Raw genomic sequence first — 12,415 nt, forward strand, 5'->3', positions numbered from 1 at the left:
GCCCCGTCACAGGCACGCTTCGGGAACGGCGAGCGGTCAGTCGGCCGGGGCGGGTGGGCGCTCGGTCTCCCGGACCCGCGCGATCACCCGCGCGAAGACGTCCCGGAACGGGGCGTGCACCGTGAAGTGGGTGAAGCCGTAACGGTCGCGCGCGTTCAGGATCTGCGCGGCCATCTCCTCGACCGTGCCGATCAGCAGGAACGGGGTGTCGAGCAGGTCGCCCACCGGCAATCCGAGCCTGTGCGCGACGGACGCCGCCGCCGCTTCCCGGTCGTCGGTTTCGAGCACCAGCTGGAGCAGGGTGTGCCACTCGATGTGGTCGGCGCGCGGCCCGGCGCAGGCCCGCGCGAACCGGACGCGGTCGTCGGCTTCGGTTGCCGACCCGATCCGGAAGGTGCCCGGGGGACGGCCTCGCACCTGGTACGCGCCGGCGACACCGACGATGTCCGCGTGCGCCGCCGCGATCGCGAGGATCCGGTCTCCGGTGCCACCGACGATCAGCGGCGGACCCTCACCGCCGAAGCCGTGCCGCTGGACCGGTCGCAGCACCGGCATGCCGAAGGCCTCGCGCATCGCGGCCTGTGGCTCGTAGCCGGGATGCGCGAAGAGTCGCCGCAGTTCGGCGATGGTCGCTTCGAGGCGGTCGGCGCGGGCGCCGAAGGGTTCCCACACGATGCCTGCGGACTCGAACTCCCATTTCATGTGACCCGCACCGAGGCCGACCTCGAGCCGCCCGCCGGTGAGCGCGTCGGTCGTGGCGATCTCGCGGGCGAGCAGCGCCGGATTCCAGAACCCGGCGTTGAGCACCAGCGTCCCCACCCGCAACCGCTCGGTGGCGTACGCGGCGGCCACCAGCGTCGGGAACGGTGCCGGCACCCCGAGGTGATCCGCGGCGAAGAGTGCGTCGTATCCGGCCTCCTCGACGGCCCGGCAGGACCGTGCGAAGGCCTCCGGGGACTCGATGCCGAGTACGTTGACGGAGAACCGGAATCCGGTCATGCACTCCAGCGTGGCGCACGCGCGCCGTGCACGCCAGAATCGTTGCCGGTACGTACGATGGCCGACGGACATGAACGGTCGTGGACGGGAGTGGATCGTGGGCGCGTTGTGGCACGGATTTGCCGACATGGGCGCGATCGAACGCGACGGAGCGTTCGTCGTCGCTCGCGGTGAGGGCGCCTACATCTGGGACGACGCCGGCACCCGCTACCTGGACGCGACCGCGGGCCTGTGGTTCGCGAACATCGGGCACGGCCGCACCGAGATCGGCGAGGCCGTGGCCGCGCAGCTCGCAAAGGTCGCGCACTACTCGAACTTCGGGGATCTCGCGCTCGAGCCGACGGTCGCGCTCGCCGAACGACTCTCCGCGATCGCGCCCGTCCCGGACAGCAAGATCTTCTTCACCTCCGGCGGCTCCGATTCGATCGACACCGCCGCGAAACTGGCCCGCCGCTACTGGCAGGAGATGGGCCGGTCCACCAAGACGCTGCTCGTCGGACGGCAGAAGGCGTATCACGGCATGCACATCGGTGGCACGTCGCTGGCCGGGATCCCCGTCAACGGCGAGGGCTACGGGCAGTTGTGGGACGACACCGCGACGGTGCCGTGGGACGACGCGAAGGCGCTGCTCGAGCTCATCGAGTCCGTCGGTGCGGACACGATCGCCGCGTTCTTCGCCGAACCGATCATCGGCGCCGGTGGGGTGTACCTGCCGCCGGAGGGCTACCTCACCGAGATCCGTGACATCTGCCGCGACCACGACATCCTGTTCGTCGTCGACGAGGTGGTCACCGGATTCGGCCGCATCGGTGGATCGTGGTTCGCGTCGTCACGGTTCGATCTGCAGCCCGACATCATGACCACCGCAAAGGGTCTGACGTCCGGCTACCTGCCGATGGGCGCCGTGTTCGTCGCTCCGCGGGTGGCCGAGCCGTTCTTCGCCGGGGGGGTGTGGTGGCGCCACGGCTACACCTACGGCGGACACGCGGGGTCGGCCGCGGCAGCCCTGGCGAACCTCGACATCCTCGAGAACGAAGGGCTGCTCGACGAGGCCGCGCGGCTCGAGACGACATTGCACACCAAGCTTGCACCGCTCGCGGATCACCCCCGCGTGGCGGAGATCCGCAGCGGTCTCGGTGCGGTCGCCGCGGTTCAACTCGCCGACCCGACCGAGGCGCCGGGATTCGTGAAGGCGCTGCGCGCACAAGGTATTTCGGGTCGCGCGGCGGGTCAGGGTGCGATGCAGATCTCGCCCGCGTTCGTCATGACCGACGAGCAGGTCCAGGATCTCGTCGACGGATTCGCGGTCGCACTCGGCTGACCCGCCCCAGGGTCGATCCGTCAGCGGCGGCGAAGCAGCCGGCGCAGTGCCCGGCGCAGCCGGGTGACCGCTGTCGCCGGAATCTCCGTCAGCGGTACCTCGCCCGCGGAGTCGTGCGCGGCCGTAGCCTGCGCATACCGCTCGTGCAGCACCGAGCGCACCTCGTCCGGGGTGTAACCCCGCCGCTTGCGTTCGGCACGCACCGCGACCGCGCCGGTCGCCGCGACGCCGACCACACCGGCCAGTCCGACCAGCTTCCACCACTGCCTGCCCCGAAGTGCCATGGCCCCGACCCTAAGGGACGACGATGTCTGTCGTCCGGCCCACCCGCCTACCCGGCCACCCCGGCCGGACCGGTCGCGGGAGCCGGTCACCGTGGCATGGAAGGCTGTCGGGCATGGAGCACAGCGCGACACGATCCCGGATCACGCTCGACGAGGCGGTGGCGATCACACGCACCGGTGACCTGTGGATCTTCCGGGGCAGCAGCGGAGCCGACCGTGCGATCCAGGCGTTGACGAACGCGCCGGTCAATCACGTCGGGATGGCGGTCGTCCTCGATGACCTGCCGCCGCTGATGTGGCACGCCGAGCTCGGAAAGAGCCTGCCCGACATGTGGACCGGCCGGCACCAGCGCGGCGTGCAGTTGCACGATCTGCGCGGTGCGGTGCAGGTGTGGAGCGCCCGGTACGGGCAGCGGGGCTGGCTCCGGCAGATCTCCACGCAGATCAGCCCGGAGCAGGAGGACCAGTTGCTGCGGTCGATCGCGCGGCTCGACGGCACGCCGTTCCCGTCCACCGCGAAACTGACGGGCCGCTGGTTCGCCGGTCGCCTGCCGCGGCTCCGGAAGCCGTCGGACGTGGGCATCGAGAGCGCCTACTGCGCCGAGGTCGTCGGTATGACGATGGAGGAGATGGGGCTGCTCGAACAGCGGCGGCGGGGCAGCAACTGGTACGACCCGGGTCGGTTCTGGAGCGGGGACCGCCTTCCGCTGGCACCCGGAGTCGAGTTCGGGAGGGAAATCGAGGTCCTCCTCAGCGAGGAGGATCTCGCGGCCGGGCGGCGGTCAGCGGGCGAGGGAGCGTGACTCGCAGCGTTCGACGCGACCGCCGACCTCGACGCGCCCGTCCGACAGCCAGGCCGTCCGGATCCGCGATCCGCGTCCCTGGGTGATGTCGAGGTCCCGGCCGAGGTGGGCGGTGAGCCGGACCGCGGCGGCTCCGGTCGCCTCGTCCTCGGGAATGCCGAACGCGGGTGCGAACATCCGCGCCCGGACGGTTCCGGCCGTTTCCCCGGTCCAGGCCCACACGTACCACTCGGCTGCATCGGCGAAGTCGCCGGAGCTGCACCGGTCCACGTCTTCGGGGGCCGGCCGCTGATCGAGTACGAACGGCGGTGCCCAGTCCGCACGCGCACCCACCCAGGTGACATCCCCGTCGTAGCGCACCGCGACCGGCCCGGCCGGGACCTCGAGGGTGTCGATCGGGGTTCCGCGATCGCGGAGCCACCAGGACAATCCGACCGTGGGGTGACCGGCGAACGGAAGTTCCTTCGCGGGAGTGAAGATTCGGGCCTGGGCGCGCGTCCCGCCGGGTCCGGGCGGTCGGACGAAGATCGTCTCGCTGTAGCCGAGTTCGGCCGCGATCCGCTGGCGGTCGGCGGCGTCGACGTCCTGGTCGAGCACGATGCCGAGTGGGTTGCCGTGTTCTCCGCGGTCGTCGGTGAAGACCCGGACGACGCCGACCTGAATCGTCATGGAGGAAACAGTAACCCCCGGTGTATTCGTTCGTCGCGACCAAGTCTAAAGGGAAATCTATCGGTCGGGATATACTCATAGGCGTGTCCGATCAGCAGTATCAGCCGACCCTGTCGCAGCTCCGTGCCTTCGTCGCGGTTGCGACCCACCGTCACTTCGGGACGGCGGCTGCCCGCCTGCACGTGAGCCAGCCGACGCTGTCCCAGGGTCTCGCGGCCCTGGAATCCGGTCTCGGCGTGCAGTTGATCGAACGCAGCACCCGCCGCGTGCTGGTGACTCCGGACGGTGCGCGCCTCCTGAGCCAGGCCAAGGCCATCGTCGACGCGGCCGACGGGTTCGTCGCCGCCGCCGCGGGCGTCACCGATCCGCTGACCGGACCACTGCGTCTCGGCCTGATTCCCACCGTGGCGCCCTACGTGCTGCCGACGCTGCTGCCCGAACTGCGGACCCGCATGCCGTCGCTGTCGTTGCACGTCATCGAGGACCAGACGGCCCGGCTGCTCGAGTCGCTGCGCGCCGGGACCCTCGACGTCGCGGTGCTCGCGCTGCCGTCCGGATCGACCGGCCTGATCGAGATACCGCTCTACGCCGAGGACTTCGTGCTCGTCGTCCCCCCGGACCACGCGCTCGCCGGTCGGGACGACGTACCGCTGACCGTGCTCGACGAACTCCCGCTGCTGCTCCTCGACGAGGGGCACTGCCTTCGGGACCAGACTCTGGACCTGTGCCGCTCCGTGGACGCGCATCCGCTCTCCGGCGACACCCGGGCGACCTCGCTCGCCACGGTCGTGCGCTGCGTCGCCGGCGGACTCGGCGTCACGCTCATTCCGGCGTCGTCGGTCGCGGTCGAGTGCGCCACCGGCGATCTCGCGGTCGCGCGGTTCGCCGAACCGGTTCCGGGCCGCACGATCGGCCTCGTGTTCCGTTCGTCGAGCGGGCGCGCCGAGGACTATCGCGCGCTCGCCGATGTGCTTCGGGAGGTTGCCCCGGAGGGCGTCCGGTAGCGAGGCGCCGGAGCGCTCCCTTCTGCCGAACAGCTGCGGTCCGGCGGCGCGGGGGAGCACCATGGCGGCATGTCATGCCCCGAGATCGGTCTGCAGGTGTTCGTGCTCGACACTCCCGACCCGCGCGGTCTGGCCGCGTTCTACGCCGCGCTGCTGGGTTGGGAACTCGATTCCGACGCCACCGACGACGACTGGGTTCAGCTGCGGGCACCGGCCGGAGGGGGACTGGCGTTCCAGCGGGCACCCGGACACGTCCCGCCGAGTTGGCCCGCCGAGACCGTGCCTCTGCGTGCCCACCTCGACCTGCAGGTCACCGACCTCGAGGCCGCGGAACGCTGGGCGCTGCAGCACGGCGCGGTCCGCGTGATCGGACCGAATCCGAGCCCGACGTTCCGCACCTACCGCGACCCGGGTGGCCATGTGTTCTGCCTCGTCGTCACCGGATGAGCAGACCGGTCACACCGGATCGAACGCGGAGATGAGCCACCTGCCGTCGACCTCGGTCAGTGACACGAGCACGCTGCTCGACATCGCCGTCGGATCGGGCCTGTCGGCGCTCGTGGTCACCTGATTCGTGAAGACCAGCACGGTGGCCGCATCCGCCTGCAGGTCCGAGACCGCCGCTCGCACCACCGAGGCGGTCGCGGTCACCGACTTCTCGCGCGCGGCCGGCGCGACGACCCGATCGGTGAACTCCGTGTAGTACGCGAGGAAGTCCCCGGTCAGATACGACTTGGCGGTCTCGAGATCCGCATCGATCGTCTCCGGAGAGTAGGACAGCAGTGCCTCCGATCCGGCGGTGGCGGCATCGAGCGCCGCGCGCGCCACGTCGTCGCCGGTGCGGGCATCCGTCCGGTACAGGCCGACGTACAGCCCCGACGCGACCGCGACGGACACGATCGCGAGAAGCGACAGCACCGTCCGTCCGGAGACGAGCCGCCGCAGCGTCCCGGCCGGGGTGCTCGCGCGGGCGGCGGGAGGATTCTCGAAGTCGTTGTTCACGGCACGAACTCCACTTTCGACATCTTCAGCCGATCACCGTCACGGGTGACGGTCACGCTGAGCCGCCACACCCGCGGCTCCTGATCGGCACCGGCCGCGTTGGTCACCTTCGAGGTCGCCGCGACCAGCACGACCGCGGAGTCGTCGGTCATCGACTCCACCGCGGCCGCGTCGACCGTGCCCTCGGTCGCGACATTCGACTGCTCGATGACGTCGACGAAGTCCTGGGCCCGGTTCCGGAAGTCGTCGTGGAACTCACCGGTCGAGTTGTCGAGGACCCGCTGAACATCGGCGTCGGCGTTGTCGAAATCGAGCGTGGTCAGGGTGACGACACCCTGCCGTGCCGCTGCCTCGAACTCCGCCGCGCGGCGGTCTCGATCGCTCGCCCCGGCGTGATGCCGGAGCATGTAGGCGCAGGCCACGACGGCCGTGCAGATCACCGCGCTCGCGGCCACGGCCGCGAGAGTCCGTCGGCGGCCGCCGGTTCCTGTGCTCCCGGCCTCGGTCGACTCCGCCTCGGTTGTTTCACCGGAGTCGTCCGAACCGGCCGTGCGCGCCTGCCGACGAAGGCGCGCGGCGCGAGCGCGAGCTTCGGCTGCGACCGCTTCGGCTTCGGCTTCCTCGGCGGCGAGGAGCAGGGACTCGGCGTCGGTCGACGACGGCGCGCGGTCCGGCATGTGTACCTCCTTGGCTCGAGCACCGGGCTCGCTTCGAGCATCGTGCGATCCTCGGCTCGGCACGGGCGTTCCGCCTGTACGCTTCCGCATTCTCGGGGTCGGCGTCAACGTCCGGCCCCAGGGATGTGTCTCGCCGACATCCCACATGTCAGCACGAAATGATCCGGAACGCACGGGGAATCGCACTCGTGCTGTGATGTGCCACAGTCGGGGACGGTCCCATCGGATACCGGAACGCGCACCGGTACGCGAATATTATTGGACAGCAACGTGATCGGGCATGAATCTCGGTGACCGAGGTGCGACCTCCCGCCCGGTTCCGTCATTCGGCTGTAGGTGCGTGTCGAAAGTGTCACTGCTGTAGTTCTATTCGTGGGACGTCGGTGTCGAACGAGTGGGCGACCGTCCGGACACGGTCCCTCTGCGAACCGGCCCGTCCCGCACGCCCCCTCCCGCGCGGTGGCCGATGTGCCGCCGGGTGGAGGGTGGTCGAGTTCCGGTCTGTCCGCGCTGCGCCGGCGATGGGCATCGTTGCCGCTTTCGAACGCTCGTAAAGCGTTGTTGCGGGCTATGGTTGGAGCTTCAACCTTGCCCGGGAGCCGGCCTGGTATGCGACCGGGTCGGCTCGGCCGCGGGCGTGACGAGGTGCCGAAACAGTCTCGAATGAGACCCTTGTCACATCTGTCAAACCAACCTACTGTGTGTTTACTAGGTTCTCGGTCCGCAGGGGGGTTGCCGTGCCACACCGTTGTCGTGCGACGCGCACGGGGGTGCGCATGTCGCCGAGGACCGGCGGGGATGCAGTTCGGAAGTACCCGGGACACCGAGGTCGATGGAGTGCGCTGCGTCTGTCGGCAGGCGTCGGACCGTTCGGTCGTCACGGTAATTCGGTCTCGTCAGGCAGAAAGGAACTTCCATGACAGCTCGGCAGTTCGACACGGCTCACCGGAAGGGCTCGGGGGGCGAGGGGTCGGGAGAGAACGGGTCGTCAGGGGAATCCGGAACCGTCGACTCTCGATACCGCCTCGACGTCGTCGCGCTGAACACTGCGGACGTCGTCCGGTTCGCCGGCGGTTGGCTGTTCGATCGCGTCATGGCCGGATGGAACGTCACGGTCTTCGTTCAGGATGCATCGGATCCGCGCCCGTTGCGGATCCTGGGGGTGGGCACGGGTGATCTCGAATCCGTCCTGACGACTCGCCGCAAAGGGTTGTACCCGCACACCGTCGCCGTCGAGGCGGACCTGTACAGCTCGGATACCCGGGTCCGGGACGGGGTCCACGCCGCTCTGGGGCACCACCCCACGGAAGTGACGCTGTGGGGCGATCGTATTCCGCCCGAGCTCGACAGCGAGGTGCGGCTCGTGCAGCACCGCCTGAGTCTGGCTGCGAGGGCGTTCAAGGCCCAGGCGCTCGTCGCGGCAGGCGCGAGCGCAACCGACGTGACCGCCGCCGAGACGTTCTGCACCGGACGGCTGTCGCGGCCTCGTGTGCGATCGGACCTTCTGCCCGCCGGGCGATTCCCGCCCGCCGCCGTCGCCTCGACCATCTCCGGAGAAGTGGTCGAGGCGACGGCGGCAGTGTGCTTGTTCAGTTCGGACGGTTGATCACTGCGGGTCACCGATCTTTGCCGCGTCGCGGCGTACGGTCACCGGCTCCGCGAGATGCTGCTCGTCGCACAGACGCTGGAGCTTCTCGAGCGTTTCGTCGAGGCCGGGACCCAGCCGTGGTCCCGGCGTGAAGGTGGCCGGCAGATTGCGCATGCCCTGGATGACGCCGATCGTCTCGTAGTGGACGGTGCCCTCCGGATCACACCGGTAGTCGGGCATGCGATCGAGGACCGCGGTCACCATCGACTTGAACACCGTGCGCGCCACATTGGACCCGATGCACCGATGGATCCCGAGTCCGAAACTGAAGTGGCGATTGGCCTTGCGGTCCATGATGATTCGGTTCGGCTCGGGGAACAGGGACGGGTCGCGGTTGGCCATCGCCCAGGACAGCCACAGACGCTCACCTTCCTTGAACTCGGTGCCGGCCGCTTCGAAGTCCGCCGCGATCGTGCGTCCGTCACCGGGGGCGGGGGTGAAGTAGCGCAGGAACTCCTCGGTCGCGGAGTCGAGTAGGGAGTCACGTTCGCGGCTGAGTTCGTCGCGCTGTTCGGGATTCCGGGACAACCATTCGAGGGCGTGCGCGGTGAGCGCCGTCGTGGTGTCGAAACCGCCGCCGATGATCAGCCCCAGCATCCCGAGCAGTTCGAGGTCGGGTGCGGGCTCACCGTCGATGCGCAGTTCGAGGAGCGCGTTGACCAGTCCCGGCCGCGGATTCTGGCGGATCTCGTGCATGTTGGTGAGCAGGTCCAGTCCCATCGCCCGGTGCATCTCGGCGACGCGCGGGGCGTCGGGCGAATTCTCCGGTGTGTACACCGCCGCGTGGACCGGTTCGCTGTAGATCGACCACTGCTTCAACGGAATTCCGAGCATCGCCAAGGTCAGTACCGCGGGCACGACATTGGCGAGGTCGTCGACGAAGTCGATGCGGCCCTGCTCGATCTTCTCGTCGAGGCTCGCGCGGACGACCTCGTCGATGAACGGCTTCCACCGCTGCACCGCGGCCGGCGACAGATAGGGATTGAGCACCGAACGGTATTCGCGGTGTTCGGGATCGTCCATCTCCAGGATCCCGCCGCGCACGAGTGACGCGCGCTGGGCGGTCGGGATCGAGATGCCCTTGTAGCCCTTGCGTTCGTTGTTGATGTCGTGATCGTTCGAGATGTGCGGGCAGCGGGCCAGTTCGAAGACCGCGGCGCTGCCGGCCGCGACCCAGTGGCCGTCGTAGGTGTCCGTCCAGGCGACGGGGCAGGTTTCGTGCATCTCCTGGGTGATCGATTCGAACCGATGCCGGTACTCGGGTGTGTGGCGGTCGAAGTGGTATCGGTTCTTCTTGCGATCTTCGTCGGTGACGATGTTCTCGGTGGTCACGGTGTGGCTTCCCTCGGTTGGTCGTGGTTCACGGCGCACGTCTGTTCGGGCGGGGTCAGGAGATGGAGACGGCTTGTTCGGGGCACGATCGTGCCGCCTCGCGCACCTGCTCCTCCTGATCGGCCGGGACCCGGTCGTACACCGCGGACGCGTGACCGTCGATCTCACTCAGTTCGAAGGCGCCCGGGGCGCTCATCGCGCAGAGCGTATGACCCTGGCAGCGTTGCGAATCGACTTTCACCTTCATTGACCTGTCCTTCGAGTTGTCGTGAATCCGTGCCCCGCAGGGGAGATGAGCAGGGGAGATCAGACGTGGTAGTCGTACCACTTGAGGTAGCCGCCGCCGTCCACCCGCAACTGCACACCGGTGACGTAGCGGGCTTCCTCGGAGACGAGGTAGACGATCGCGTTGCTGATGTCCTCGGGTTCGACGTACGGGATGCGCATCGCCTGCTGGACCCCGAAGGCCGGTTCGGCATCCACGCGGGTCGGGTGCTCGAGGTCGGGGCGGAAGGAGCGGTACATCGGCTCGCTCTGCAGCATCGCGGTGTTGCAGTTCGTCGGGTGGACGACGTTCGCGCGAATGCCGCGCGGCGCGAGGTGGGTGGCCAGGTCGTAGACGTAGTGCGTCAGTGCCCGCTTCGAGTGCACGTAGGCCATGCCGCCCAGGTCGGCGCCCGGGTTGTCGACCTTCGAGGTGTCCATGAGGGCCGCCGTCGACCCGGTGGCGACGATGGCCGCGCCGTCGCCGAGATGGGGGAGCGACACCTGGATGGCATTGATCGTGCCGATCAGGTTGGTATCGATGACATCGCACCAGGCCTGGATCTGAGGCTCACCCTTCATTCCTGCGACGCCGGCCTGCGCGACGACGATGTCGAGCTTCCCGAACTCGGCGATGCCGGCGTCGAGCGCCGCACGCAACTGCGCCACATCGCGTACGTCCGTCTGCGCGGTCACGATTCGGCGTCCGGTCTTCTCGACGAGCCGGGCCGTTTCCTCGAGATCCTCCGGGCGGGCCATCGCGTACCCGATCGTCGGGATGTCCTCGCACAGGTCGACGGCGATGATGTCCGCGCCCTCTTCGGCCAGGCGAACCGCATGGCTCCGGCCCTGTCCGCGCGCGGCGCCGGTGACGAACGCAACCTTGCCTTCAACTCGTCCCACGATCTTTCCCTCCTGTGTCTGTGGTCTCTCGGGCCGTCGGCCGTGGCGCCGGACGGAACCGGAGGATGCTGCTCGGTGTCGGTCGTTTGCCCCGAGAAATGCGGATGTCCGCCGCGCGGTCGTGAAAGGAATCTGTGTGGGGCATGCCCCGGTTGAATCGCCTTTGCCTCGGAACAGAATGATAATTCCGATTTACGAGAATCATACTCTGCATACGGGAGCTCGGGCAAGGATTCGGACATTCGTCCCCGTCCGGGTTCGGCGGCGGAGTCCGAAATGTGGCCGGTCCCATATTCGTTCGCGCAGCGAATGGTCTCGGTGGCGGGGAAGCGGAAGGTCGTGCCGTCCACGGTCGAATGTCTGCGAAAGACCGGATTCCCCGTTCTCCGGAACATTCTTTCCCGTACCCTCGCGGCCGGTGGGGCTCTGCGTCGCGTCCAGGGATCGATGCAGGTGGAATTAGCCTCCGGCGCCGGCGCATGTCAGCGGCGTTGCGGTCTCGGCGATGTGAGGTGCTCCCGAGGTGGTCGGATCGCTGCGAATGTGCGTCCAGGTCGCTCTTCCGAATCGAAAGGGAATCGAATCGATGGTCAACGAACTGACCGGCAAGGTCGCCGTCGTCACCGGTGGAGCATCGGGGATCGGCCGCGCGATCGTCGAGCGGTACGTCGCCGAGGGTGCTCGGGTGGTCGTCGCGGACGTGGAACGTGAGCGCGCAGAGGAGTTGGTCCGAGCCTGTGGCCCGGCGTCGGTGTTCCGGTACACCGACGTCGGGGACATCGAGCAGGTCGCGGCCACGGTCGAATTCGCGATCGAACGCTTCGGCGGACTCGACGTGATGTGCAACAACGCCGGCATTCCGGGCAGGATGCACAAGAGTTTCCTTCACGACGACCTCGCCGACTTCGGCAGGGTCATGGCAGTGAACCTGCTCGGTGTCATGGCAGGCACTCGGTACGCGGCGTCGTTCATGGCCGAGCACGGCGGCGGATCGATCGTCAACATGTCCTCGATCGGCGGGATCCAGGCCGGCGGTGGCGTGATGACCTACCGGGCGTCCAAGGCCGCGATCATCCAGTTCACGAAGTCGGCGGCAATCGAATTGGCGCAGTACGACATCCGTGTCAACTGCATTGCGCCGGGCAGCATACCCACGGCCCTGCTCACCACGTCCATGAGCGCGATGGCCGACGAGCGCAGTGAACGGCTCACGCGCGCGGTTCGTGCCTCGATGCAGACGGATCGGCCGCTCGAACGGGACGGGACCCCGGAGGACGTCGCCGAAGCCGCGCTGTATTTCGCCGGGGATCGCTCACGTTATCTCACCGGGACGGTGCTTCCCGTCGACGGTGGCACCACCGCGGGAAAACCGTTGCGCAGGAAGCCTGCTCCCGCACCGGCCGCTCCCACGCCGACGTCCTGAGCGGAGACCGGCGGGCATCACGCCTGCGGATCGGCAATTTAAATCAACTGCTTGACTTAACCGTGCCCGTCGGATTTACTGTGACG

At 68.4% G+C, this 12,415-nt stretch carries 13 protein-coding genes and 1 pseudogene; 6 read left to right on the forward strand and 8 right to left on the reverse strand.

Features of this window, described 5'->3' with window-relative positions:
- Positions 1-36: 36 nt before the first annotated feature.
- Positions 37-999, reverse strand: coding sequence for a TIGR03621 family F420-dependent LLM class oxidoreductase (locus tag M1M07_RS14870; protein WP_248674752.1), 963 nt, complete (start codon positions 997-999; stop codon positions 37-39).
- Positions 1,000-1,069: 70 nt separating this feature from the next.
- Between M1M07_RS14870 and M1M07_RS14875 the strand changes: the two genes are divergently transcribed.
- Positions 1,070-2,320 (forward strand): aspartate aminotransferase family protein, encoded by a 1,251-nt coding sequence (locus M1M07_RS14875; RefSeq protein ID WP_248674753.1) that lies wholly within the window; start codon positions 1,070-1,072, stop codon positions 2,318-2,320.
- Between the two features lie 20 nt (positions 2,321-2,340).
- Here M1M07_RS14875 and M1M07_RS14880 read toward each other — a convergent pair whose 3' ends face one another.
- The gene (locus M1M07_RS14880) at positions 2,341-2,604 is read right to left on the reverse strand and encodes a hypothetical protein (RefSeq protein WP_248674754.1); all 264 of its coding nucleotides are present in this window, start codon (positions 2,602-2,604) and stop codon (positions 2,341-2,343) included.
- A gap of 113 nt (positions 2,605-2,717) precedes the next feature.
- On the opposite strand from M1M07_RS14880, the gene M1M07_RS14885 reads away from it, so the two are divergent.
- The gene (locus tag M1M07_RS14885) at positions 2,718-3,407 is read left to right on the forward strand and encodes a hypothetical protein (protein ID WP_248674755.1); all 690 of its coding nucleotides are present in this window, start codon (positions 2,718-2,720) and stop codon (positions 3,405-3,407) included.
- Here M1M07_RS14885 and M1M07_RS14890 read toward each other — a convergent pair.
- Positions 3,387-4,076, reverse strand: coding sequence for a PhzF family phenazine biosynthesis protein (locus M1M07_RS14890; protein WP_248674756.1), 690 nt, complete (start codon positions 4,074-4,076; stop codon positions 3,387-3,389). The genes M1M07_RS14885 and M1M07_RS14890 overlap by 21 nt on opposite strands.
- 83 nt (positions 4,077-4,159) lie before the next feature.
- On the opposite strand from M1M07_RS14890, the gene M1M07_RS14895 reads away from it, so the two are divergent.
- Together M1M07_RS14895 and M1M07_RS14900 are read left to right on the forward strand one after the other, a co-directional pair.
- The gene (locus M1M07_RS14895; protein ID WP_197254638.1) at positions 4,160-5,080 is read left to right on the forward strand and encodes a hydrogen peroxide-inducible genes activator; all 921 of its coding nucleotides are present in this window, start codon (positions 4,160-4,162) and stop codon (positions 5,078-5,080) included.
- A gap of 69 nt (positions 5,081-5,149) precedes the next feature.
- On the forward strand, positions 5,150-5,527 hold the full coding sequence (locus M1M07_RS14900; RefSeq protein ID WP_248674757.1) for a VOC family protein: 378 nt from the start codon (positions 5,150-5,152) through the stop codon (positions 5,525-5,527).
- 9 nt (positions 5,528-5,536) lie between these two features.
- On the opposite strand, the gene M1M07_RS14905 is transcribed toward M1M07_RS14900, so the two are convergent.
- Together M1M07_RS14905 and M1M07_RS14910 are read right to left on the reverse strand one after the other, a co-directional pair.
- On the reverse strand, positions 5,537-6,082 hold the full coding sequence (locus tag M1M07_RS14905; RefSeq protein ID WP_197254636.1) for a twin-arginine translocation pathway signal: 546 nt from the start codon (positions 6,080-6,082) through the stop codon (positions 5,537-5,539).
- Entirely contained in the window at positions 6,079-6,759 is a 681-nt protein-coding gene (locus tag M1M07_RS14910) for a hypothetical protein (RefSeq protein WP_197254634.1), read from the reverse strand. Before M1M07_RS14910 ends, M1M07_RS14905 begins: the two co-directional genes overlap by 4 nt.
- Before the next feature lie 1,039 nt (positions 6,760-7,798).
- Here M1M07_RS14910 and M1M07_RS14915 point away from each other — a divergent pair.
- Positions 7,799-8,272 (forward strand): annotated as a pseudogene (locus M1M07_RS14915) (hypothetical protein); the annotation flags it as partial.
- 93 nt (positions 8,273-8,365) lie between these two features.
- On the opposite strand, the gene M1M07_RS14920 reads toward M1M07_RS14915, so the two are convergent.
- From M1M07_RS14920 to M1M07_RS14930, 3 genes are read right to left on the reverse strand one after another with little or no spacing between them, the layout of a single operon-like run.
- Positions 8,366-9,739 carry a cytochrome P450 gene (locus tag M1M07_RS14920; RefSeq protein WP_248674758.1) on the reverse strand — a complete coding sequence of 458 codons (1,374 nt, stop codon included), beginning with the start codon at positions 9,737-9,739 and terminating at the stop codon, positions 8,366-8,368.
- 55 nt (positions 9,740-9,794) lie between these two features.
- Entirely contained in the window at positions 9,795-9,986 is a 192-nt protein-coding gene (locus tag M1M07_RS14925) for a ferredoxin (RefSeq protein WP_197254630.1), read from the reverse strand.
- 59 nt (positions 9,987-10,045) lie between these two features.
- The gene (locus tag M1M07_RS14930; RefSeq protein WP_248674759.1) at positions 10,046-10,906 is read right to left on the reverse strand and encodes a mycofactocin-coupled SDR family oxidoreductase; all 861 of its coding nucleotides are present in this window, start codon (positions 10,904-10,906) and stop codon (positions 10,046-10,048) included.
- A 586-nt stretch (positions 10,907-11,492) separates the two neighbouring features.
- Between M1M07_RS14930 and M1M07_RS14935 the strand changes: the two genes are divergently transcribed.
- The gene (locus M1M07_RS14935; RefSeq protein WP_248674760.1) at positions 11,493-12,329 is read left to right on the forward strand and encodes an SDR family NAD(P)-dependent oxidoreductase; all 837 of its coding nucleotides are present in this window, start codon (positions 11,493-11,495) and stop codon (positions 12,327-12,329) included.
- Positions 12,330-12,415: the final 86 nt, after the last annotated feature.

The sequence above is a fragment of the Rhodococcus sp. HM1 genome (assembly GCF_023218075.1).
GTDB lineage: Bacteria > Actinomycetota > Actinomycetes > Mycobacteriales > Mycobacteriaceae > Rhodococcus.